Origin of the sequence: Mesorhizobium sp. M0761 (genome assembly GCF_040320205.1) — a bacterium.
GTDB lineage: Bacteria > Pseudomonadota > Alphaproteobacteria > Rhizobiales > Rhizobiaceae > Mesorhizobium.
The window spans coordinates 19,721-43,314 of the sequence record NZ_JAMYPF010000010.1 but is presented as its reverse complement, the minus strand read 5'-3'; the positions used below and the strand labels follow the sequence as shown (position 1 = coordinate 43,314).

Sequence of the window (23,594 nt, the reverse complement as noted above, 5' to 3'; positions counted from 1 at the left end):
TCCGGGGGACGGAATCGCATGTTTACATTGCTCGTCGATTTTGCGGACAAGGTCTCGGTCTTCAATGTCTTCCGCTACATAACTTTCCGCACCGGCGGTGCGCTGATCACCTCGGCGCTGATCGTCTTCATCTTCGGGCCGACCATCATCAATTCGCTGAGGCTGCGGCAAGGCAAGGGCCAGCCGATCCGCGCCGATGGCCCGCAGACGCATTTCAAGAAGGCCGGCACGCCGACGATGGGCGGGCTGATGATCCTGTGCGGCATCGTCGGCTCGTCGCTTCTATGGGCGAACCTCTCCTCGATCTATGTCTGGGTGGTGCTCTTGGTGACGCTGGGCTTCGGTTCGATCGGCTTTTACGACGACTATCTCAAGGTAACCAAGCAGTCGCATCTCGGCTTTTCCGGCAAGGCGCGGCTGGCGTTGGAATTCGTCATCGCCGGCATCGCCGCCTGGGCGATCATGCATAATGGCCAGGCGCCGTTCTCGTCGTCGCTGACCTTCCCCTTCGCCAAGGAATTCATCATCAATCTCGGCTGGTTCTTCGTGCCGTTCTCCTGCTTCGTCATTGTCGGCGCCGGCAATGCGGTGAATTTGACCGATGGCCTCGACGGGCTGGCGATCGTGCCGATCATGATCGCGGCGGCATCCTTTGGCGTCATCGCCTACCTCTCCGGCAATGCGGTGTTCGCCGAATATCTGCAGATCCATTTCGTGCCCGGCACCGGCGAGCTGGCTGTCGTGCTTGGCGCCGTCATCGGCGCCGGCCTCGGCTTCCTCTGGTTCAACGCGCCACCGGCGGCGATCTTCATGGGCGACACCGGTTCGCTGGCCATGGGTGGCCTGATCGGTACGGTCGCGGTCGCCACCAAGCACGAGATCGTGCTGGTCATTGTCGGCGGATTGTTTGTCGTGGAAATCCTGTCGGTCATCATTCAGGTCGGCTACTTCAAGATGACCGGCAAGCGCGTGTTCCTGATGGCGCCGATCCATCATCATTTCGAAAAGCTCGGCTGGACCGAAAGCCAGGTGGTGATCCGCTTCTGGATCATCGCCGTCATCCTGGCGCTGGTCGGCCTGTCGACCCTCAAGCTGAGATAGGAACCCGCTTGATCCCCGCCGCATCCTTTTCGGGCAAACGCGTTTCGCTCTTCGGGCTCGGTGGCTCGGGGATCGCCACGGCGCGCGCGCTGATCGAGGGCGGCGCCGACGTGCTTGCCTGGGACGACAATCCCGATAGCGTCGCCAAGGCTGCTGACCAAGGCATTGCGACCGCCGATCTGCGCGGCGCCGACTGGTCGAAATTCTCGGCCTTCGTGCTCTCGCCCGGCGTGCCGCTGACGCATCCCAAGCCGCACTGGACGGTGGAGTTGGCGCGTGGCTCCGGCGTCGAGGTGATCGGCGATATCGAATTGTTCTGCCGCGAGCGGATTGCGCGCGCGCCTGATGCGCCGTTCATCGCTATCACCGGCACCAACGGCAAGTCGACGACCACGGCGCTGACCGCGCATATCCTCAAATCGGCAGGGCGCGACACGCAGATGGGCGGCAATATCGGCCGGGCCATCATGACGCTCGATCCACCGCAGGCTGACCGGGACTATGTCGTCGAGTGTTCGTCCTACCAGATCGATCTCGCGCCCTCGATCAACCCGACGGCCGGCATCCTGCTCAACCTGACGCCCGACCATCTCGACCGCCACGGCACCATGCAGCATTACGCTTCGATCAAGGAGCGGCTGGTTGCCGGCAGCGAGACGGCGATCGTCGGCGTTGACGATTCCTGGTGCGCGCAGATCGCTGACCGGCTGGAGAGGGCGGGCCGGGAGGTGATCCGCATCTCCAAGCGGCTGCCGCTGACCGACGGTTATTTCGCAGACGGTTCCGATCTGATGGAAGCCGTCCATGGCCGCTACAGCCGCGTCGCCTTCCTCGAAGGCATCGGTTCGTTGCGCGGCCAGCACAATGCGCAGAACGCGCTTGCCGCTGTTGCCGCCTGCCTCAGGGTCGGCTTGAGCCTGGGCGAGATCCAGGCGGGACTGGAGAGCTTTCCAGGCCTCGCGCATCGCATGGAGCAGGTCGGACGCAAGGACCACGTGCTGTTTGTCAACGATTCCAAGGCGACCAATGCCGATGCGGCGGCACCCGCGCTGTCGAGTTTTTCGCGCATTTACTGGATCGCCGGCGGACTGCCCAAGGAAGGCGGCATCGAGCCGCTGCGCGGTTTTTTCCCACGCATCGCCAAGGCCTATCTGATCGGCGAGGCGGCGCCCGCGTTCTCGGCGACGCTCGGCGAAGCCGTGCCCTATGAAATCTCGGGCACCCTGGCCGCCGCGGTCGACCATGCCGCGAAAGACTCGGCCAAGGATGACAACGGCGAGGTGGTGGTGCTGCTGTCGCCGGCCTGCGCCAGTTTCGACCAGTTCAAGAATTTCGAAGTTCGCGGCGAAGCCTTCAGGCAAGCTGCGAATGCTATCGAGGGTGTCAAACCCATCGGAGGGGCACGATAATGCAAAGCCGTCTCGACAAAAGCCCGGTTGCAACCTGGTGGTGGACGATCGATCGCTGGTTCCTGGCGGCGTTCCTGTCGCTAATGGGGCTTGGCATCGTCTTGTCCTTTGCGGCAAGCCCGGCGGTGGCCGAACGCATCGGCCTCGATAGTTTCCACTTTGCCACCAGGCAGATCATCTTCACCGTGCCGGCGCTCGGCGTGATGCTGGCGGTCTCCTTCCTGGAATCGCGGCAGATCCGGCGCATGGCGCTGATCATCCTGGGCATCATGCTGGTGCTGATGGTGGCCGTGCTCTACATCGGCGTCGAGGTGAAGGGCGCGCGGCGCTGGGTGTCGTTTGTCGGCATGTCGATCCAGCCGTCGGAATTTCTGAAACCCGCCTTCGTCATCGTCTGCGCCTGGCTGTTCGCCGAACACAAGCGCCAGCCCGACATCCCCGGCAATTTGTTTGCCATGCTGCTGCTGATCCTGGTCATCTCGCTTCTGGTGGCGCAGCCCGATCTCGGCCAGACCATGCTGGTGACCGGCACCTGGGGCGTCATGTTCTTCATGGCCGGCCTGCCATGGCTATGGATCATCGCGCTTGGCGCCACCGGCGCCGGCGGCCTGTTTGCCGCCTATACGGTGTTCCCGCACGTCGCCGCCCGCATCGACAAATTCCTGACCGGCGAAGGCGACACGTTCCAGGTCGACATGGGCCGCGAGGCGCTGATCAACGGCCACTGGTTCGGCGTCGGCCCGGGCGAGGGCACGGTCAAGCGGGTCATTCCCGACGCGCATGCCGATTTCGTGTTTTCGGTCGCCGGCGAAGAGTTCGGGCTGATCATGTGCTTCTTCATCATGTCGATCTTCGCCTTCATCGTGCTGCGCGGCTTGAGCACGGCATTGAAGGAACATGATGATTTCACCCGCTACGCCGTCGGCGGTCTCGTCACCGTCTTCGGCCTGCAGTCGGTCATCAACATGTGCGTCAACCTGCAACTGATGCCGGCCAAGGGCATGACGCTGCCTTTCATCTCCTATGGCGGCTCCTCGCAGATCGCCATTGCCATCTCGATGGGCATGGTGCTGGCGCTGACGCGCAAGCGACCGGAAAAGCGCAAGCAGATGGGCTTTGCCCTGTCGCAGCGCGCCCTGCCGGCGGAGTGATATGGCGCGGGGTGTCATCCTTCTCGCGGCTGGCGGAACCGGCGGACATCTGTTTCCGGCCGAGGCGCTGGCGCATGAGCTGATCGAGCGCGGCTGGGGCGTGCATCTGGCGACGGACGACCGCGCCGAGCGCTTTGCCGGCCATTTCCCGGCCGCCGCCATCCATCCGATCCAGTCGGCGACGATGGGCTCGAAAAACCCCGCCGCTCTGCTCGGAGCGTTCTGGAAGATCTGGCGCGGCGTGCGCCAGGCCTCTGCCGTCATCGCCAGGATCAAGCCTGATGCGGTCGTCGGCTTTGGCGGTTATCCGACCTTGCCACCGCTCTATGCCGCGACGCGGCGCAAGCTGCCGACGCTGATCCATGAGCAGAACGCAGTGATGGGCCGCGCCAACCGGGCGCTGTCCGGGCGTGTCGATGCGATTGCCGGCGGCTTCCTGCCGCAAGATGAAAGTGCCACAGGCGCCAAGACGGTGACGACAGGCAATCCGGTCAGGCCGCCAATCCTGGAGGCGGCCAAGACGCCCTACACCGCATCCAAAGGGGCGGATCCGTTCAGGCTCCTGGTGTTCGGCGGCAGCCAGGGCGCGCAGTTCTTTTCCGACGCCATGCCGACGGCGATCGCACTTCTGCCGGAGGCGCAGCGCAAGCGGCTGGTGATCACCCAGCAGGCCCGCGCCGACGACGTGGCGCGGGTGAAGGCCGGCTATGCGGCACTCGGCGTCCATGTCGAGGTCTCGCCCTTCTTCACCGACATGGCACAGCGCATGGGCGCGGCGCATCTGGTGATCTCGCGCTCCGGCGCCTCGACGGTTTCGGAGATCGCCGTCATCGGCCGGCCGGCGCTGCTGGTGCCTTATCCCTATGCGCTGGATCACGATCAGGCGGCGAACGCAGCCGCCCTTGCCGCGGCGGGCGGCGGCGAGGTGCATCCGCAATCGTCACTGTCGCCGGAGCGCATCGCGGCTCTCATTGGCGGGCTGATGGACACTCCCGAGCGGCTGACGGCCATGGCTGCCGGAGCGAAGTCGGCTGGCCGGCCGAACGCGGCACGGTTGCTCGCTGATCTCACAGAGGCTATTGCGTCCAGAAAAACCGTTTCGGATTTCAGGAAAGGGACGCATTGATGAAGATGCCGCAGACCATCGGCCTTGTGCATTTCATCGGCATTGGCGGCATCGGCATGAGCGGCATCGCCGAGGTTCTGCACAATCTCGGCTACAAGGTGCAGGGTTCGGACCAGGCCGACAGCGCCAATGTCCAGCGGCTGCGCGACAAGGGCATCGAATGCTTTGTCGGCCACAAGGCCGAGAATATCGGCGCGGCCGAAGTGGTGGTCGTCTCCACCGCGATCAAGAAATCCAATCCCGAGCTGAAGGCCGCGCGCGAAAAACTGCTGCCGATCGTGCGCCGGGCCGAGATGCTGGCCGAACTGATGCGCTTCCGCCAGGCGGTCGCGATCGGTGGCACGCATGGCAAGACCACAACCACGTCGATGGTGGCGACGCTGCTCGATGCCGGCGGGCTCGACCCGACGGTGATCAATGGCGGCATCATCAATGCCTATGGCACCAATGCCCGTATGGGCGATGGCGAGTGGATGGTGGTCGAAGCCGACGAAAGCGACGGCACCTTCCTCAAGCTGCCGGCCGAGATCGCCATCGTCACAAACATCGATCCCGAGCATCTGGACCATTATGGCAGTTTCGACAAGGTGCGCGAGGCGTTCCGGCAATTCGTCGAGAACGTGCCGTTCTACGGTTTTGGCGTGATGTGCACCGACCATCCGGAAGTACAGGCGCTGGTCAGCCGCATCGAGGACCGCCGCGTCATCACCTATGGCGAGAACGCGCAGGCCGATGTGCGTTTCACCAACCACCGGATGGCCGGTGCCGTCTCGGCATTCGACGTGGTGATCCGCGACCGCAAGACCGGCGGCCAGACGACGATATCGGATCTGCGGCTGCCGATGCCCGGCCGCCACAACGTCTCCAACGCCACCGCCGCAATTGCGGTCGCGCATGAACTCGGCCTATCGGCCGAAGCGATCAAGAAAGGGCTGTCGTCCTTTGCCGGCGTCAAGCGGCGCTTCACCCACACCGGCTCGTGGAACGGCGTCGACATCTTCGACGATTACGGCCACCACCCGGTCGAGATCACGGCGGTGTTGAAAGCGGCGCGCAGCGCCACCAAGGGCCGCGTCATCGCCATTGCGCAGCCGCACCGCTTCACCCGGCTGCACGATCTGTTCGACGAGTTTTCGGTCTGTTTCAACGATGCCGACACGGTGATGGTGGCGCCGGTCTATGCGGCGGGCGAGGAGCCGATCGACGGCGTGACCTCGGAGGCGCTGGTGTCGCGCATCCGCTCCGGGGGCCATCGCGATGCGCGCTACGTCGAAACCCCTGCCGCGATTTCGCCCGTCATCCGCGCGTTGGCGAAACCGGGCGACTTCGTCATCTTCCTGGGCGCCGGCAACATCACCCAATGGGCCTATGCGCTGCCTGGGGAACTCGGCGGTACCGTCTCATGATGCGCGGCCAGGACCTGCTCGACAAACTTGGCGACCGGCTTGCCGGCCTGCGCGGCCGCATCACGCCCAATGCCGAGATGGACAAGATCACCTGGTTCCGCGCCGGCGGTCTGGCGGACGCCCTGTTCCAGCCGGCCGACGAGGAGGATCTGGCTGCCTTCCTGCGCGCCGTGCCGGAGGACATCCCGCTCACCATCGTCGGTGTCGGCTCCAACCTCCTGGTGCGCGACGGCGGCATTCCGGGTTTCGTCATCCGGCTTTCGGCCAAGGGCTTTGGCGAAGCCGAGGTGGTTTCGCCGACCGTCATCAAGGCCGGTGCTGCGACGCCCGACAAGCGCGTCGCGGCCGTCGCTTATGAGGCCGGTATTGGCGGCTTTCATTTCTATCACGGCATTCCCGGCGCCATCGGCGGGGCGCTGAGGATGAATGCCGGCGCCAATGGCGTCGAGACGCGGGAACGTGTCGTCGAGGTTCGGGCGCTCGACCGCAAGGGCAATCTCCACACCCTCAGCAATGAAGACATGGGCTATGCCTATCGTCACTCGGCCGCACCTGCCGGGCTGATCTTCACCTCCGCCGTTTTCGAAGGTGTTCTGGAAGACCAGGAGGCGATCAAGGCGGCCATGGACGCCGTCCAGACGCATCGCGAGACGGTGCAGCCGATCCGCGAGAAGACCGGCGGCTCGACCTTCAAGAATCCGGAAGGCACCTCGGCCTGGAAGGAAATCGACAAGGCCGGCTGCCGCGGGCTGATGATCGGCGGCGCACAGATGTCGCCGATGCACTGCAACTTCATGATCAACACCGGAACAGCGACCGGATACGACCTCGAATATCTCGGCGAGACGGTGCGCGCCCGCGTGCTTGAAAATTCAGGCATCCGCCTGCAGTGGGAAATCAAGCGGCTCGGCAATTTCCGCCCCGGCCATGCCGTGCAGGAATTCCTCGGACAGCTTCTTTAGCGCAAGCTGAAGTTCATGTGATGCTTGAACTTCAAACGGTCTGAAACAACAGCGCCACCGTTGCTCTAAAGACTCACAACACGCTTTTTCCGGCCGTTTTCGCGGAAAGTGAATCTGTCGGAATCATAAGCACTTGCCAGCGAATCAACTCTCTGATTCTCTGCCTTAAAGCGTTTCCTGATTTGAGTCGTTCGACGCGTCGACCGCGTTTTCCGTCTGGGGGGCAACCTGCCGGGAGACTCGGACTCAATCTGGTCGCTGAATGCGTGGTTGCGGGCCCGCCGTGAGAGGGATGACGGGATATGAAGAACAAGCATGTGGCTGTCCTCCTGGGCGGATTCTCGTCCGAGCGGCCCGTGTCTCTGTCTTCGGGAAAGGCGTGTGCGGATGCGCTTGAGAATGAAGGCTACCAGGTTACCCGCGTCGATGTTGCGCGCGATGTCGGCGCCGTGCTCACCGAACTCAAGCCTGATGTCGTCTTCAACGCACTGCACGGCCCGTTCGGTGAAGACGGCACCATCCAGGGCATCCTCGAATATCTGGCCATTCCCTACACCCATTCGGGCGTGCTCGCCTCGGCGCTCGCCATGAACAAGGAGCAAGCCAAGAAGGTCGCCAAGGCTGCCGGCATCGCGGTGGCGGAATCGAAGGTTGCCAGCCGCTTTGCCATCCAGAACAAGCATCCGATGAAGCCGCCCTACGTGGTCAAGCCGGTCAATGAAGGCTCAAGCTTCGGCGTCGTCATCGTGCATGAAGGGCAGTCGCATCCGCCGCAGGTCATCGGCTCGTCCGAATGGAAATATGGCGAGACCGTCATGGTCGAGCGCTACATCCATGGGCGCGAGCTGACCTGCGCCGTCATGGGCGACGTGGCGCTCGGCGTCTGCGAGATCATTCCGACCGGCCATTCCTTCTACGACTATGATTCAAAATACGTCGCCGGCGGATCAAAACACGAAATCCCTGCTAAAATTTCATCAAATATTTACCAAAAAATACAGACACTGGCACTCAAGGCACATCTGGCTATCGGCTGCCGGGGCGTTTCCCGATCGGACTTCCGCTATGACGACCGTCACTCCGAGAACGGCGAGATTGTCTGGCTCGAGATCAACACTCAGCCGGGCATGACGCCGACGTCTTTGGTGCCTGAAATCGCCGCCCAGGCCGGGCACTCGTTTGGCGAATTGTTGAGTTGGATGGTGGAGGACGCTTCGTGTCTGCGTTGAAATGGGGACAGGACAAGGGCAGGGGCGGCGCCGGGCCGGCGCTGTTCGGCATGCCGTTGTCGTTCGACCATTTCGTGCTGCCGCGCGTGCTGCGCCGGCCGGTGCGCGTGCTGGCGCGCCTGGGCGGCGGCGACTTCGTCGCGCCGCGCTTTTCCGCGGCCATCCTGTCGGCTTCGCTCATTGCATCAAGCAGCCTCTATGGCGCCATTCTCGGCGGTCATGCCGACGACATCGTCCAGAGCATCACCGCCCGGACCGGCTTTGCCGTCGACCAGATCAAGGTGGTCGGCAACCGCCAGACTTCGGAGATCGACATACTGGACCGGCTCGATCTCGACGGCTGGACGTCACTGATCGGCTTCGATGCTGAGGCCGCGCGTGAACGTATTGATACCTTGCCCTGGGTCGAAGTGGCGGCGGTGCGCAAGGTCTATCCACATACGCTGGAAGTGCGTGTCGAGGAGCGCGAGCCGTTCGCGCTCTGGCAGCAGGGCTCGGAGCTTTCGGTCATCGAGCGCTCCGGCGCGGTGATTGCGCCGTTCTCGGGCGGCAAGCAGGCGCTGCTGCCGCTGATCATCGGCACCGGCGCACCGGCCAAGGCGCCCGACTTCGTGGCCAAGATCAAGAAATTTCCCGAGCTCGCGGCTCGGGTCAAAGGCTATGTCCGCATCGGCGAACGGCGCTGGGACCTGAAGCTGGAAAACGGCATCACGATCAAGCTGCCCGAGAATGGCGAGGATCAGGCGATTGCCGACCTGGTTCGGATGGACCACGACAGCGGGCTTCTGACGCGGGACATCGCCGCCGTCGACATGCGCATCTCCGATCGCCTGGTGGTGCAGCTGACGCCGGAAGCGGCGACGCAGCGCCAGGCCGCGCTCAATGAAAAGCCGCAAAATCTGAAGCGCAAGTCGGGGACGAAGATATGAGCTGGCTTGGCGGCAACAGCGATGCCTCTTCGCGGCGTTCCGGCACGCTCACCGTGCTGGATGTCGGCTCAAGCAAGGTTTGCTGCGTGGTGGCGAAACTGAAGCCGCGCGAGGACGGCAAGCTGTTGCGCGGCCGCTCGCACCGCATCCAGGTGATCGGCATCGGCCACCAGAAATCGCAAGGCGTGAAGTCGGGCGTGGTCGTCGATCTCGACCGCGCGGAGCACGCCATTCGCCTGTCCGTCGACGCAGCCGAACGCATGGCGGGACTGACCGTGGATTCGCTGATCGTCAACATGACGGCCGGCCGGCTGAAGAGCGAAACCTATTCGGCCACCATCAATCTCGGTGGCCATCAGGCCGACGAAGCCGACATCAAGCGCGTGCTTGCCGCCGGCGCCAAGCAGGCGCTCAAGGCCGAACGCGACGTGATCCATTCGCTGCCCGTCGGCTTTTCGCTGGACGCCGAGCGCGGCGTGCGCGATCCGCGCGGCATGGTCGGCGACCAGCTCGGCGTCGACATGCATGTGCTGACGGGCGATGCCGCACCGCTGCGCAATCTGGAGCTCTGCATCAACCGCTCGCATCTGTCGGTCGAGCGCATGGTGGCGACGCCCTATGCCAGCGGGCTTGCGGCCCTGGTCGACGACGAACTGGAAATGGGTGCGGCCTGCATCGACATGGGCGGCGGCACGACGACCATCTCGGTGTTTTCGGAAGGCAAATTCGTCCACGCCGATGCCATTGCCATCGGCGGCAATCATGTGACGCTCGATATGGCCAAGGGCCTGTCGACCTCGCTCGACGCCGCGGAGCGGCTGAAGGTGATGCATGGTTCGGCGCTGCCTGGCAGTGCCGACGATCGCGACCTGGTCTCGATCCAGCCGATCGGCGAAGACGGCGAGATGCCGCTGCAGATCCCGCGCTCGGTGATGACGCGCGTCATCCGCGCCCGCATCGACGAGACGCTGGAACTGTTGCGCGACCGGCTGAACAAGTCGGGCTACGGCAATGCCGTGGGAAAACGCGTCGTGCTGACCGGCGGCGCCAGCCAGCTTGCGGGTCTCCCCGAGGCGGCGCGCCGCATTCTGGGACGCAATGTGCGCATCGGACGCCCGCTCGGCGTGGCGGGCCTGCCGGAAGCTGCCAAGGGGCCGGCTTTCTCGACGGCGGTCGGGCTGCTGATCTACCCGCAGATGGCGAGCTTCGAGAGCCATCCGGCGAAAGGAATTTCCGGTCTCAGGATGACCGGGACGGGCGGAAAACTGCATCGCATGAGTCAGTGGTTGAGAGACAGTTTCTAATTGACGGGGACAGCCCCATAGGCGGCCGCGGCGGCGAAGCGGCGGGAAAGGCAAAGGACGGAGACAATGACGATCAATCTGCAAAAGCCGGACATCACCGAGCTCAAGCCGCGGATCACCGTATTCGGTGTCGGCGGCGGCGGCGGCAATGCCGTCAACAACATGATCACCGCGGGCTTGCGCGGTGTCGAGTTCGTCGTGGCCAACACCGATGCACAGGCGCTGACCATGTCGAAGGCCGAGCGGCTGATCCAGCTCGGCGCGCATGTCACCGAGGGGCTCGGCGCCGGCTCGCAGCCTGAAGTGGGCCGTGCGGCGGCGGAAGAGTGCATCGATGAGATCATCGATCATCTCTCCAACACCCATATGTGCTTCGTCACCGCCGGTATGGGGGGCGGCACCGGAACCGGTGCGGCTCCCGTGGTTGCCCGCGCGGCGCGCGAACGGGGTATCCTCACCGTCGGCGTCGTCACCAAGCCGTTCCATTTCGAAGGCCAGCGCCGCATGAAGACGGCGGATCTCGGCATCGAGGAGCTGCAGAAATGTGTCGATACCCTGATCGTCATCCCCAACCAGAACCTGTTCCGGCTGGCCAATGACAAGACCACCTTTGCCGACGCCTTCGCCATGGCCGACCAGGTGCTCTACTCCGGTGTTGCCTGCATCACCGACCTGATGGTCAAGGAAGGTCTGATCAATCTCGACTTCGCCGACGTGCGTTCGGTGATGCGCGAAATGGGCAAGGCGATGATGGGCACCGGCGAAGCTTCGGGCGAGGGCCGCGCGATGGCCGCCGCGGAGGCGGCGATCGCCAATCCGTTGCTCGACGAGACCTCAATGAGGGGCGCCAAGGGCCTGCTGATCTCGATCACCGGCGGCCGCGACCTAACCCTGTTCGAAGTCGACGAGGCCGCGACCCGCATCCGCGAGGAAGTCGATCAGGACGCCAACATCATCCTCGGCGCCACCTTCGACGAGGAACTCGAAGGCGTCATCCGCGTCTCGGTGGTCGCCACCGGCATCGACAAATCGGCAGCTGAAATTGCCGCGGCGCCGATCTCGATCCGGGCCGTGCCGCCGCAGCAGAAGCCGGTCAGCCGCCCAGCGGCTCCGGGGGCGGAAGGCCGTCCGGCACCGGTCCAGCAGCAGACCTATGAGCAGCGCGCGGCCGATCCGGTGGCCGAGGCGATCCAGCTTGCCGAGGCCAATGCGGCGGCAATGGCTCGTCCGGCGCCGATGGCCCAGGCGGAAGATTTCCGCCCGCAGAGCAAGATCTTCCAGGCCCCGCCTGCCCAGCCGCAGCCTGTCGTGCAGCAGGTGATGCAACCGGCGCCGATGCGGGAAATGCCGCAGCCGGTGGCTGCCGCACCGCAGCGCATGCCGCGGGTGGAGGATTTTCCGCCGGTGGTGCGGGCCGAGGTGGAAGCCAAGGGCCGTCCGGCCGACCATGAAAACAGCGGGCCGATGGGGCTGCTCAAGCGGCTGACCAACGGGCTGACGCGCCGCGAAGAAGAGCCGGCCCGGTTGCAGCCGGCACAGCCGCGCGAACCGAAACTGCGCCAGGCGGCGCCGGAAATGCGCCGCCTTGCCAGCCAGGATCCGCAGCTTTACGCGCCGCGCCGCGGCCAGCTCGACGATCAGGGCCGGTTGACGCCGCAGACCAGGTCGACCCAGGAAGACGACCAGCTGGAGATACCGGCTTTCCTGCGCCGCCAGGCCAACTGAGCCGTTAACGGTATGTAACACTTGTTAACAGGCAGACGAGAGATTGTCTGCCTGTTAACGTTTAAAGTGGTTTAATAACAAGGCGTTACGATGTGACGCTCAAGGTCTGTCGCGGTTACACAGAGTAAGAAACCGTGATTTGGAGTCTCCCTGACAGACCATTATCTTTGCCGCAGCACTTTCGGTGTGCTGGGATTCGGGGAAGTGGCCCTGCCTGCCGATAAAAAAGAGCCGCGCCTTTTGGGTTAAAGCGGACTTAGGCGTTTGGGCTATGGGGTTTGTCTTGCAAGACTATCAGACGACACTGAAATCGCGTGCAACGCTGACCGGTACCGGCGTTCACAGCGGCAAACCGGTCACCGTCAATTTCCTCCCTGCGGACGCCGACACCGGCGTGCTCTTCCACCTTTCGAACGGAAGCGAGAGCCGCGAGTTCCGCGCGCTGGTTGCTGAAGTCGGCGCGACCGATCTCTGCACCATGCTCGGCGATCCGGCAGGCGAGCATATCGCCACCGTCGAACATCTGATGGCGACGCTTTTCGGGCTCGGCATCGACAACATCGTCATCGAGATCGACGGTCATGAGGTTCCGATCCTCGATGGCAGTGCGGTGGCGTTCGTGGAAGCCATCGACCAAGCCGGCATCGAGACGCTGGCGGTCAAGCGCCGCTACATCAGGGTGGTCAAGCCCGTCCGCATCGAGAATGGCGCGTCCTGGGCCGAGTTCAGGCCCTATAGCGGCACGCGCTTCGAGGTCGAGATCGATTTCGAAAGCCCGGCGATCGGCCGCCAGCTATTCGCCTCCGACATCAACCCCGACATCTTTCGCCAGGATATCGCGCGCGCCCGCACCTTCGGCTTCATGAAGGATGTCGAGCGGCTGTGGGCGGCCGGCTATGCGCTGGGCTCCTCGCTGGAGAACTCGCTGGTGATCGGCGACGACAACCGGGTGATCAACATGGGCGGCCTGCGCTACCCCAATGAGTTCGCTCGCCACAAGACGATGGACGCGATGGGCGATCTGGCGCTGGCCGGCGCCCGTTTCATCGGTTGCTTCCGCTCCTATCGCGGCGGTCACCGGATGAATGCGGCTGCTTTGCGGCGGCTTCTGTCCGACCGTTCGGCCTTCGAGGTCGTCGAGACCACGCGCCGCGAGCGCGGCCGCACCGCCGAGATGAGCGCCGTCACCGGCCCTGTCTTTGCGCCCTGGGTGATCTGATTCTTAACGATTTTCTGGCTTTCTGAACGCTGGCCGGTGTTGCACGAAAGCATCACCGGCCAGTGAAAGTGCGTAGCATTCGGGGCAACACCAAGCCGCCACAAAAATGTGCGATTGGCTAGACATAGCGTTGCTGGGCAAGGCAGTTATGGTTTATGGCTGCTGCCGTCTGTTAGGCGCATGTCGCTCAAAAGTGGGGATCAGTTTTGAGGGAACGCCATGCGAAAGGCATTGAACTAACGCCGAAAGGGCGCAATCCAATCATGTTCTTCAAGCGAGTTGGTCAATCGAAAGCGCCGTATCGGGCTGTTTTCCTGGCGCTTTCGGTGGTTGTGCCATCGCTCTTCCTCTCGGCCTGCATGTCGTCCGAGAAAGACGTCGACCTGTCGACCTATGTCGACCAGACCGAACCGGCCGACGTCCTTTACAATCAAGGCCTTGCCAATCTCAATGCCGGCCGCCTGGATGAGGCGAGCAAGAAGTTCGACGCCGTCGACCGCCAGCACCCCTATTCGGAATTCGCCCGCAAATCGATGGTGATGGGCGCCTTCGCCGACTATCGCGCCGGCCGTTATGACGAAGCGATCGGCTCGGCCAAGCGCTATCTCACGCTCTATCCGTCGACCGACGACGCGGCTTACGCCCAGTATATTATCGGGCTGAGCTACTACAAGCAGATCAAGGACGTCACCCAAGATCAGAAGGAAGCACGCCAGACCGTGCAGACGATGCAGGATCTGGTGACGCGCTGGCCGACGTCGGAATATGTCGACGACGCCAAGGAAAAGATCCGTTTCGCCAACGACCAGCTGGCCGGCAAAGAGATGCAGATCGGCCGCTATTATCTCGAGCGGCGCGAATACATTGCTGCCGTCAAGCGCTTCCGCAACGTGGTCGAGAACTATTCCAACACCCGCCATGTCGAAGAGGCGCTGGCGCGTCTGGCCGAAAGCTACTACGCGATGGGCTTGACCTCGGAAGCGCAAACCGCCGCTGCGGTGCTCGGCACCAATTATCCCGACAGCCAATGGTACAAGGATACCTACAAGCTGTTGCAGAGCAACGGGCTTGAGCCGCGCGAGAATGCCGGATCGTGGATATCCAAGGCCGGCAAGCTGATCACCGGCGCCTGACGCCCGAGCATCGACTGAGGCGGAACGCGCTTTTCGGATTGATCCGACGCTCAAACAAAAAGATAGTGCGGCGCTGCGACTCCATCGGTCGCAAGCCGCTTCACCAGCGGTTCAGTGGTTTAATTGAGGCGCTGAACCGTCCTAACTTTTTGTTGTACGCAATTCCGGACGGAAAACCGCTACGCACTTTTCCTGGAATTGCTTGAGGTCCAGGTTCTGATGCTTTCCAGACTGTCGATCCGCGATATCGTCCTGATCGAGAAGCTGGATATCGACTTCCAGCCCGGCCTTTCCGTGCTGACCGGTGAAACCGGCGCCGGCAAATCCATCCTTCTCGACGCGCTGTCGCTGGCGCTTGGCGCGCGCGGCGACGCCTCGCTGGTGCGCCACGGAGCTGCCCAGGGCCAGGTCATTGCCGTCTTCGATGTGCCGCGCAACCACCCGGTGCGCGCGCTGCTGGCCGAAAACGCCATCGAGGATGACGGCGACATCATCCTACGCCGGCTGCAGACCGCGGATGGCCGCACCCGTGTCTTCGTCAACGACCAGCCATCCAGCGTCACCCTGATGCGCGACATAGGCCACGCGCTGGTCGAGATCCACGGCCAGCATGACGAGCGCGCTCTGGTCGATCCCGGCGCCCATCGCGAATTGCTGGACAGTTTTGGCGGCCATCTCGGCGCCGCCCGCGCGACCGGCGAGGCGTGGCGCTACTGGCGCGGCGCCGAGCAGGAGTTTGCCAGGCACCGCGCCAAGGTCGAGGCAGCGGCGCGCGAGGCCGATTATCTCAGGGCCTCGGTGGCGGAACTGGCAAAGCTCGATCCGCAGCCCGGCGAAGAGACGCAACTGGCCGAATTGCGCGCCACGATGATGCGGGCCGAAAAGATCGCCTCGGAAATACACGATGCGCAGGATGTGCTGTCAGGCCCGTCCTCGCCACTGCCGCAACTGGCCAGTTTGCTCAGGCGCCTGCAGCGCAAGGCCAGCGAAGCGCCGGGCCTGCTCGAGGATGTGGTGAAGTCGCTGGATGAGGCGATGCTGTCGCTGGATGCCGCGCAATCGGGCGTCGAGGCGGCATTGCGCGCCACCGAATACGACCCGCAGCGGCTGGAGAAGGCGGAAGAGCGGCTGTTTTCGTTGCGCGCGGCGTCACGCAAGCACAGTGTCGCTGTCGACGATCTGGCGCAACTGCGCGACACCATGTTGGCCGACCTTGCCGATCTCGATGCCGGCGAGGGGCGCCTGCATGTCCTGGAAAAGCAGGCCGCGGCGGCGCGCGAGGCCTACGATATCTCCGCAGCCCAGCTGTCCTCGCTTCGCCACGCCGCCGCGGTCGGCCTGACCAAGGCTGTGATGGCCGAATTGCCGGCGCTGAAGCTGGAACGGGCTGAGTTCATCGTCGAACTGGCCAGCGATGGCGAGAACCGCATGGAAGAAGGCATCGACCAGGTCGAGTTCTGGGTGCGCACCAATCCCGGCACCAGGCCTGGGCCGATGATGAAGGTCGCCTCGGGCGGCGAGCTGTCGCGCTTCCTGCTGGCGCTCAAGGTGGCGCTGGCCGACCGTGGCTCGGCGCCGACATTGGTCTTCGACGAGATCGACACCGGGGTCGGCGGCGCCGTGGCCGATGCGATCGGCCAAAGGCTGGCCAGGCTGTCGAAGCGCGTGCAGGTGCTGTCGGTCACGCATGCTCCGCAAGTGGCGGCACGTGCTGCGACGCATTTCCTGATTTCCAAATCCGGCGGCTCGGACAGGGTCGCTACCGGTATCGCCGAAATGGACCGGGCCGCGCGCCAGGAAGAGATTGCACGCATGCTGGCCGGCGCCACCATCACCGAAGAGGCGCGCGCAGCCGCCGAACGGCTGCTGCGCGAAAATATTGCTGCAGCGTAGTCGTCGCAAGGCTTTCGGACTGAGTCAGGATATGGCTCCATCCCGCTGTTCAGGAATGCTTTTTCCGAAATCCTGATTTATGGTGTCGCGCCACTGTCCAGGGACCGCTGCATGTCTGAAAAACCAGTCGAATCGTTGAGCGAAAGCGAAGCCGCGGATGAGCTCCAGCGGCTGGCCGAGGAGATCGCCGGTCATGACAGGCGCTATCATGCCGAGGACGCGCCGACGATTACGGACGCGGAATATGACGCGCTGCGGCGGCGCAATCTTGCCATCGAGGAGCGCTTTCCCGGTCTGGTGCGCGAGGATTCGCCCTCGCTGCGGGTCGGCGCCGCGCCGGCGGAGGGCTTTGCCAAGGTGCGCCATGCGGTGCCGATGCTCAGCCTCGCCAAGGCCTATACAGACGAGGACGTCACCGATTTCATCGAGCGTGGCCGGCGCTTCTTCGACCGCGACAAGGATCTCGACATTGCGTTTACGGCCGAGCCGAAGATCGACGGCCTGTCGGCGTCGCTGCGCTATGAACGCGGCGTGTTCGTGCAGGGTGCTACGCGCGGCGACGGCGCTGTCGGCGAAGACATCACCGCCAATCTCAGGACCATCGCCGACATCCCCGCCAAGCTCAAAGGATCGGGCTGGCCCGAGACCATCGAGATCCGCGGCGAAGTCTACATGACCTATGCGGAATTCGAGGCACTGAAGGCCCGCTCGGCGGCGGTGGGCGGCCAGGACTATGTCAATCCGCGCAATACCGCGGCCGGCTCACTGCGACAGAAGGATGCGTCCGTCACCGCCAGCCGCAATCTTAAGTTTTTTGCCTATGCCTGGGGCTACACGACAGCGGATCCGGCGCCGACCCAATATGATTCGGTGCAGAAATTCGCCGAATGGGGGTTCAAGGTCAGCCCGCTGATGGTGCGGGCGAAGTCGGTCGAGGAGCTGATCGCGCACTACCACAAGATCGAGGAGCTGCGTTCGTCGCTCGGCTACGACATCGACGGTGTCGTCTACAAGGTCGACCAGCTGGAATTGCAGCGTCGCTGGGGCTTTGTCACCGGCGAGCCGCGCTGGGCCGTTGCGCACAAATTCCCGGCCGAACAGGCGATGACGACGGTGCAGAAGATCGATATCCAGGTCGGTCGTACCGGCACGCTGGCGCCGGTGGCGCGGCTGGCGCCCGTCACGGTCGGCGGCGTGGTGGTCGAAAACGTCACGCTGCACAATGAGGACTACATCAAAGGCTTCGACAGCAACGGCCTGCCGATTCGCGACGGCATCGATGTCCGCATCGGTGACACGGTTGTCATACAACGGGCGGGCGATGTCATTCCGCAGATCGTCAGCGTGGTCGTCGACAAGCGGCCGGCTGATGCGGTGCCTTACGAATTCCCGCACATTTGTCCGGTCTGCGGCTCGCCGGCGACGCGCGAAATCAACGAAAAGACCGGCAAGGAGGATTCGCGCCGGCGCTGCACCGGCGAGCTGATTTGCGCTGCCCAGGCTGTGGAGCGGCTGCGTCATTTCGTGTCGCGCGGCGCGCTCGACATCGAGGGTCTGGGCGCCGAGAATATCGACCTGTTCTTCAATTCGGGACTGGTCAAGACCGCCGCCGATATCTTCACCCTCAGGGATCGCCGCCCGGGCGTCACCAGGGCGCTGGCCGAGCGGCGCGAGGAGCAGGCCAGGCAGCGCGAGGCGGCATCGGGCAAGGCGCGCAAGAATGTGCGCGGTGTCGAGGACCGCAATTATGAAGGCCTCGACAAGCTGTTCGCGGCCATCGATTCGCGCCGCGAGCCGGAGCTCGACCGCTTCATCTTCGCACTCGGCATCCGCCATATCGGCGAAACGACGGCGGCCGTGCTTGCCCGGACGTTTTCGACCATCGAGGAGTTGATCCGCGTCGGCAAGGAAACGGCGGCGGCTGAGGATCCGCACAGCGTCTTCCCCTCCATCAACGGCATTGGCGATACAGTGATCGATGCGTTGCGCGATTTCTTCGGCAATGAACGCAATGACGACGTGCTCGACAGACTGCTCGAACAGGTCAAGCCGAAGCCGTATGTCGTCACCGTGTCGACCGACAGCGAGGTTGCCGGCAAGACCATCGTCTTCACCGGCACGCTGGAAAAGATGACACGCTCCGAAGCCAAGGCGATGGCCGAACGGCTCGGCGCCAAGGTGGCGGGTTCGGTGTCGGCGAAGACCGATCTGCTGGTGGCCGGGCCGGGCGCCGGCTCCAAACTGAAGCAGGCCAGCGAACTCGGCGTCGAAGTCATCGACGAGGACACCTGGCTGCAACGGGTCGGCAAGGCGTGATGGCCGGTTCGTTCAAAGGGTTCGGGCAAAAAGCCATCCCGTTCCTCAAGGCGCTCGACTTCCACCAGAGCCGCGAATGGTTCCAGGAAAACCGCGCGCTTTACGACAGCGAGTTGCATGAGCCGTTCTGCGATCTGGTCGAGACGCTGACGGAGCGCTTCGCGGCGGCGGGTCTGGGCTTGCGCGGAGACCGCAAGAAATCGCTGTTTCGCATCAACCGCGACGTGCGCTTCGCCAAGGACAAACGGCCTTACAACCAGCATTTGTCGGCCATGCTGTCACCGGATGGCACCAAGATGGAGCAGGGCGTGTTCTTCGTCTATGTCGGGATCGACCGCTGCTTTGCCGACGTTGCCTGGTGGAACCCGGAGCCGCCCCTGCTGCTGGCGATGCGCAAGGCGATTATCGCCCGGCCAGCCGAGTTCCGAAAACTGCTTTCAACCCTTAGGAAAAACGGCTTCGAACTCGAAACCGAGGGTCGGTTGAAGCGCACGCCGCGCGGATTCGAGCAGGTCAACGAACCCGATCTTGTCGACGCCATCCGCAACCGGCACTTCTATGTCCAGCACATGATCGATCCGGCCGGCATCCACGCGCCAGCGCTGGTCGACGAGCTTGTCGATTTCACATTGCGCGCCAAGCCGTTGCTCGACTGGGGCAGGGCGATCCAGGGCACGGCACCGCGGAGCTAAATCAGCCCGGCGCACTGCACGGCTACATCCGCATCAAAAGACCGCCGTCGACTGCCAGTTCGATGCCGGTGATGTAGCTTGCCGCATCGGAAAGCAGGAATAGCGCGGCATTGGCCATGTCCTGCGGCGTGCCGATGCGGCCGAGCGGCGCATAATTGGCAACGGCCGCGCGTTTCTCTTCGGTGTCCCAGCGCGCCTGCAGCGGCGTCAACGCCATTCCCGGGCAGATCGAATTGGAGCGGATGCCATCGCCCGCCAACTGCATGGCGAGCGACTTCGACAGCGCACAGACGCCGGCCTTCGATGCCTGGTAGGCATCCTGCGGGGTCGGATCGCCGCGATACCACTGGATGGTGGAGAAGTGCACCATGGCGCCGCCGCGTCCGCCGGCCCGCATATGCGGAACCACCGCCCGCGCGGTGTGGACGAAGGATTTCAGATTGATGTTGAAGACCTGATCCCAGACATCGAGGTCCATCTCGAGGGCCGATTTGTCGCGACCGAACCAGAGCACGCCTGCGACATTGGCGAGATAATCGATGCCGCCGCGCTCGCGGCCCGCGGCATTGATGGTCTGCTCGACGAAGGCGGCGTCGGTGAGGTCGCCCTGGGCAAAGGTGAGCCGGTCGTCATAGGCGGCAAGCGACGCCGGACGCGGCTTGACGTCGATGGCGGTGACCGAGGCGCCGGCATCGAGCAGCGCCAGCGAGATCGCCTCGCCCATACCGCCACCGGCGCCGGTGACGACCGCGTGCCTGCCGGTGAAGTCATAAGCGATCATCCGAACCCCCTCATTTGTTTTTACAACATCAGTTTCGCTGATTTGTTGGCTCAAGCGAATTCGTCTGACTTTTCAAACGCCGGCTCCTACATAGCAGCGCGAGATGGGAATGTGACATGTCGGCAGAGACCTTAAGCGAAAATTCCGTGGCCAGCGACTTCTGGGACGGCGTGCGGCTGTCGATGCCGGTGGTTGTCGCCGCGGCGCCATTTGGGCTGCTGTTCGGCGCCATCGCCGTCGACAACGGCTTTTCCGTTCTCGAAGCTTTCTTGATGAGCGCGCTGATCTTCGGCGGCGCCAGCCAGATGGTCGGCATCGAATTGTTCGGCCAGCATGTCGCGCCATGGCTGATCGTGCTGTCGATCTTCGCCGTAAACTTCCGTCACGTGCTTTACTCCGCCAGCATCGGCCGGCGAATCGCGCACTGGCCGGTTATCAGCCAAGCGCTGGGCTATTTCGTGCTCACCGATCCGCAATTCGCGGTGGCCGAGCGTAAGGCCGAAGCCGGCGAGACCGTTGGCTTTGCCTGGTACATGGGGCTTGGCCTGCCGGTCTATGTGTTCTGGGGGATCGAGAGCGCGCTGGGCGCGGTGTTCGGCAAGCTGATCCCGGACACGCATGCGCTCGGCATCGACTTCCTGCTGCCGATCTATTTCCTCGGGCTGGTCATGGGCTTTCGCAACCGGCCACTGTGGCTGCCGGTGGTGATCGCCAGCGCCGCGGCGTCGATCATTGCCTACAAAACTGTGGGATCGCCATGGCACGTCTCCATCGGCGCCATTGCAGGCGTGCTTCTGGCCGTCATCCTGCCGCCGCACCATAGCGGTGTGGAGGCAAAACGATGAGCGCGACCTTGTGGATCATCATTGCCGGCGCGATCGCCACCTATCTCACCCGCGTCGGCGGCCATCTGGTGATCTCGCGCTTCGACCACATCCATCCACGCGTCGAGGCGGGTTTGAATGCCGTGCCGGCCGCAGTGTTGACGACGCTGGTGGCGCCCGCCGCACTTAGCGCCGGACCGGCGGAATGGGCGGCGCTGGTCGTCGCCGCTGTGGTCTCGCTGCGCGGCGGCCTGATGGCGATGTTTCTGGCCGGGGCGGTGGTGCTGGTCCTCGCGCGGCAGTTTGTGGCATAGGGCGCCTGCGCGCGGAACAGTTTCGAACTGTCGGCGCCGCCGCTCATTGCCCTGGCGGGCGTTCGTCACTCGAAAAGCCAAGCAATTGGCTTTTCGTCCGCTTCGCGGACCGCTCCTCACCTCCCCGTATAGTGACGGGGAGAAAGAAGCTCATTTCAGATCTTGGCGTCGTGCGGCAGCGGCGCTGTCGCTTTCTCCAGCCAAGCCAGCGTCTCGCCGTCGAGCATCGGGCCGATCTCGGCCAGCACCCAGGCATGGTAAGTATCCAGCCAGTGCAACTCCTCGCGCGTCAACAGGTCGGTGCGGATCAGCCTGATATCGATCGGCGCCAGCGTCAGCGTCTCGAAACCGTGCATGGCGATGTCGCCGCCCTCCACCTGTTCAGCCGGTGTCACCAGGATCAGGTTCTCGATGCGGATGCCGTAGGAGCCTTCCTTGTAATAGCCGGGCTCGTTGGACAGCATCATGCCGGCCAGCAGCTTTTCGGTGCCGGTGCGGGCGATGCGCTGCGGCCCTTCGTGCACCGCCAGATAGGAGCCGACGCCGTGGCCGGTGCCGTGGGCAAAGTCGCAGCCATGCTTCCACAGCGCCATGCGCGCCACTGCGTCGATTTCCGAGCCGCGCGTGCCGGCGGGAAAGCGCAGCGTGGAAATGCCGATCATGCCCTTCAGCACCAGTGTGAAGCGCTCGCGCATCTCCTCGGTCGGCTGGCCGATCGGCACCGTGCGGGTGATGTCGGTGGTGCCGTCCTGATACTGGGCGCCGGAATCGAGCAGGAACAGCTCGCCCTTTGCCAGCTTGCGATTGGTGGCGCGCGACACACGGTAGTGCATGATGGCGCCGTTCGGCCCGGCGCCGGAAATGGTGTCGAAGGAGACGTCGCGCAGCGGCATCTGCGTTTCCTCGCCGGTCTGCCGGCGCACCTCCTCCAACTTGGTGACAACGGTTATTTCGTCGAGCGTGCCCGGCTTCTGCCGTTCCAGCCAGCACAGCAGTTTCGCCACCGCCGCCCCGTCTCGGCGGTGCGCCGCGCGGCTGCCGGCGATTTCCGCTGGGTTTTTGGTGGCGCGCGGAATGCGGGCGGGATCGGCCGCTGAAACAAATGCGCCGCCATTGTCCTCGACCAGCATTCTCAGCTTTTCCGCCGCCAGCACCGGATCGAGCCCGATCTTGGCGCCGCCCTTGGCAAGGGCTGCGACCGCCGCCTCGAATTCGCCGGGCTCGTGCAGATCGGCGAGTTGGGTGAGATAGGCGGCGACCGTGCGCGAAAACTTGCGGCTGTCCATGAACAGCTGATGCTTGCCGTCGGCGGCGAGGATCGCAAAGCCGAGCGCCAGCGGCGTGTGCGGCACGTCACCGCCACGGATGTTGAAGGCCCAGGCGATCGAGGAGGGGTCGGTGAGCACGGCGTGCGTCGCGCCCTCCTTGCCGATTGCCGCCGCCAGCCGCGCCAGCTTGTCCTTGGCGAGTTCCCCGGCAAAGCCGATCGGGTGGATCTCGACCGGCGCCACCGCCGGCTCGGGCTGATCCTTCCAGATGATGTCGATCGGGTTATTGTCCAGCGGCACCAGCGTCGCGCCGGATTGCTCGGCCGAAGCCTTCAGCGCCTTGATGTCGCCAATCGTGTGCAGCCAGGGGTCGAAGCCAAGCGTGGCGCCCTTGCCGAGATTGTCCTTGATCCAGGAGGCCGGCGGGTTGTCGACGAGACTCTCGATCGCAAAAATGTCGAGATCGACCTCGTGGCGCACTTGCAAGGTATAGCGGCCATCGACGAACATGAAGGCGCGGTCACGCTGCACAAGTGCTACGCCGGCCGAGCCGCTGAAGCCGGTCAACCATTTCAGCCTCGCCGAGCGATCGGCGACATATTCGCCCTGGTGCTCGTCCGCGCGCGGCACCAGGAAACCGTCGAGGCCATTATCCGCCAGCCATCGCCGCAGCAACGTCACGCGCGGCTTGCCGACGCTCGGGTCGCCTGCGGAATCGAAGGTCTGGAACATGGTATGCCTCCTGTATCGGGCGCGACCGTAGCGCATGACCCGGAAAACCGGAATCGATTTTCGCCAATCGCAACAGGCTC

Annotated in this window: 19 protein-coding genes; 17 read left to right on the top strand and 2 right to left on the bottom strand. The window is 63.9% G+C overall.

What is annotated here, in order from left to right; all coding sequences use genetic code 11:
* The first annotated feature begins 18 nt into the window (after positions 1 to 18).
* The 15 genes from mraY (at position 19) to NKI32_RS17740 (ending at position 19,595) form a co-directional block, all read left to right on the top strand.
* Complete coding sequence (gene mraY / locus NKI32_RS17810; RefSeq protein ID WP_023668273.1) at positions 19 to 1,101, top strand: phospho-N-acetylmuramoyl-pentapeptide-transferase; 1,083 nt, start codon at positions 19 to 21, stop codon at positions 1,099 to 1,101.
* Between the two features lie 8 nt (positions 1,102 to 1,109).
* Positions 1,110 to 2,510 (top strand): UDP-N-acetylmuramoyl-L-alanine--D-glutamate ligase, encoded by a 1,401-nt coding sequence (gene murD, locus NKI32_RS17805; RefSeq protein ID WP_023712435.1) that lies wholly within the window; start codon positions 1,110 to 1,112, stop codon positions 2,508 to 2,510.
* Positions 2,510 to 3,661, top strand: a complete 1,152-nt coding sequence (gene ftsW / locus NKI32_RS17800; RefSeq protein ID WP_023668275.1) for a putative lipid II flippase FtsW — start codon at positions 2,510 to 2,512, stop codon at positions 3,659 to 3,661. The genes murD and ftsW overlap by 1 nt, the downstream gene beginning before the upstream one ends.
* A 1-nt stretch (position 3,662) precedes the next feature.
* On the top strand, positions 3,663 to 4,787 hold the full coding sequence (gene murG, locus NKI32_RS17795) for an undecaprenyldiphospho-muramoylpentapeptide beta-N-acetylglucosaminyltransferase (protein WP_023705550.1): 1,125 nt from the start codon (positions 3,663 to 3,665) through the stop codon (positions 4,785 to 4,787).
* Complete coding sequence (gene murC / locus NKI32_RS17790) at positions 4,787 to 6,193, top strand: UDP-N-acetylmuramate--L-alanine ligase (protein ID WP_353003078.1); 1,407 nt, start codon at positions 4,787 to 4,789, stop codon at positions 6,191 to 6,193. Before murG ends, murC begins: the two co-directional genes overlap by 1 nt.
* A complete protein-coding gene (gene murB, locus NKI32_RS17785; RefSeq protein ID WP_027050618.1) occupies positions 6,190 to 7,155 on the top strand; it encodes a UDP-N-acetylmuramate dehydrogenase in 966 nt (321 codons plus the stop codon). The genes murC and murB overlap by 4 nt, the downstream gene beginning before the upstream one ends.
* 302 nt (positions 7,156 to 7,457) lie before the next feature.
* Positions 7,458 to 8,384: a D-alanine--D-alanine ligase gene (locus NKI32_RS17780; protein ID WP_023668279.1), complete on the top strand. Its 927-nt coding sequence runs from the start codon at positions 7,458 to 7,460 to the stop codon at positions 8,382 to 8,384.
* Positions 8,372 to 9,313: a cell division protein FtsQ/DivIB gene (locus NKI32_RS17775; RefSeq protein WP_352672867.1), complete on the top strand. Its 942-nt coding sequence runs from the start codon at positions 8,372 to 8,374 to the stop codon at positions 9,311 to 9,313. Before NKI32_RS17780 ends, NKI32_RS17775 begins: the two co-directional genes overlap by 13 nt.
* On the top strand, positions 9,310 to 10,617 hold the full coding sequence (ftsA, locus tag NKI32_RS17770) for a cell division protein FtsA (protein WP_023688034.1): 1,308 nt from the start codon (positions 9,310 to 9,312) through the stop codon (positions 10,615 to 10,617). The genes NKI32_RS17775 and ftsA overlap by 4 nt, the downstream gene beginning before the upstream one ends.
* Before the next feature lie 66 nt (positions 10,618 to 10,683).
* The gene (gene ftsZ / locus NKI32_RS17765; RefSeq protein ID WP_023705548.1) at positions 10,684 to 12,342 is read left to right on the top strand and encodes a cell division protein FtsZ; all 1,659 of its coding nucleotides are present in this window, start codon (positions 10,684 to 10,686) and stop codon (positions 12,340 to 12,342) included.
* A 271-nt stretch (positions 12,343 to 12,613) separates the two neighbouring features.
* Positions 12,614 to 13,561 carry a UDP-3-O-acyl-N-acetylglucosamine deacetylase gene (gene lpxC, locus NKI32_RS17760; RefSeq protein WP_023668283.1) on the top strand — a complete coding sequence of 316 codons (948 nt, stop codon included), beginning with the start codon at positions 12,614 to 12,616 and terminating at the stop codon, positions 13,559 to 13,561.
* Positions 13,562 to 13,824: 263 nt separating this feature from the next.
* Positions 13,825 to 14,694 carry an outer membrane protein assembly factor BamD gene (locus tag NKI32_RS17755; RefSeq protein ID WP_023668284.1) on the top strand — a complete coding sequence of 290 codons (870 nt, stop codon included), beginning with the start codon at positions 13,825 to 13,827 and terminating at the stop codon, positions 14,692 to 14,694.
* 219 nt (positions 14,695 to 14,913) lie between these two features.
* Positions 14,914 to 16,587 carry a DNA repair protein RecN gene (recN, locus tag NKI32_RS17750; protein ID WP_352672864.1) on the top strand — a complete coding sequence of 558 codons (1,674 nt, stop codon included), beginning with the start codon at positions 14,914 to 14,916 and terminating at the stop codon, positions 16,585 to 16,587.
* A gap of 111 nt (positions 16,588 to 16,698) precedes the next feature.
* The gene (gene ligA / locus NKI32_RS17745) at positions 16,699 to 18,903 is read left to right on the top strand and encodes an NAD-dependent DNA ligase LigA (protein WP_353003077.1); all 2,205 of its coding nucleotides are present in this window, start codon (positions 16,699 to 16,701) and stop codon (positions 18,901 to 18,903) included.
* The gene (locus NKI32_RS17740; protein ID WP_353003076.1) at positions 18,903 to 19,595 is read left to right on the top strand and encodes a DUF2461 domain-containing protein; all 693 of its coding nucleotides are present in this window, start codon (positions 18,903 to 18,905) and stop codon (positions 19,593 to 19,595) included. Before ligA ends, NKI32_RS17740 begins: the two co-directional genes overlap by 1 nt.
* Before the next feature lie 22 nt (positions 19,596 to 19,617).
* Here the strand turns inward: NKI32_RS17740 and NKI32_RS17735 are convergent, their stop codons facing one another.
* Positions 19,618 to 20,376, bottom strand: coding sequence for an SDR family NAD(P)-dependent oxidoreductase (locus NKI32_RS17735; protein ID WP_023682129.1), 759 nt, complete (start codon positions 20,374 to 20,376; stop codon positions 19,618 to 19,620).
* Positions 20,377 to 20,492: 116 nt separating this feature from the next.
* On the opposite strand from NKI32_RS17735, the gene NKI32_RS17730 reads away from it, so the two are divergent.
* Together NKI32_RS17730 and NKI32_RS17725 are read left to right on the top strand one after the other, a co-directional pair.
* Positions 20,493 to 21,221 (top strand): AzlC family ABC transporter permease, encoded by a 729-nt coding sequence (locus tag NKI32_RS17730; RefSeq protein ID WP_352460239.1) that lies wholly within the window; start codon positions 20,493 to 20,495, stop codon positions 21,219 to 21,221.
* Positions 21,218 to 21,514, top strand: a complete 297-nt coding sequence (locus NKI32_RS17725) for an AzlD family protein (protein WP_023741691.1) — start codon at positions 21,218 to 21,220, stop codon at positions 21,512 to 21,514. The genes NKI32_RS17730 and NKI32_RS17725 overlap by 4 nt, the downstream gene beginning before the upstream one ends.
* 155 nt (positions 21,515 to 21,669) lie before the next feature.
* On the opposite strand, the gene NKI32_RS17720 is transcribed toward NKI32_RS17725, so the two are convergent.
* Entirely contained in the window at positions 21,670 to 23,514 is a 1,845-nt protein-coding gene (locus NKI32_RS17720) for an aminopeptidase P family protein (RefSeq protein WP_353003075.1), read from the bottom strand.
* Positions 23,515 to 23,594: the final 80 nt, after the last annotated feature.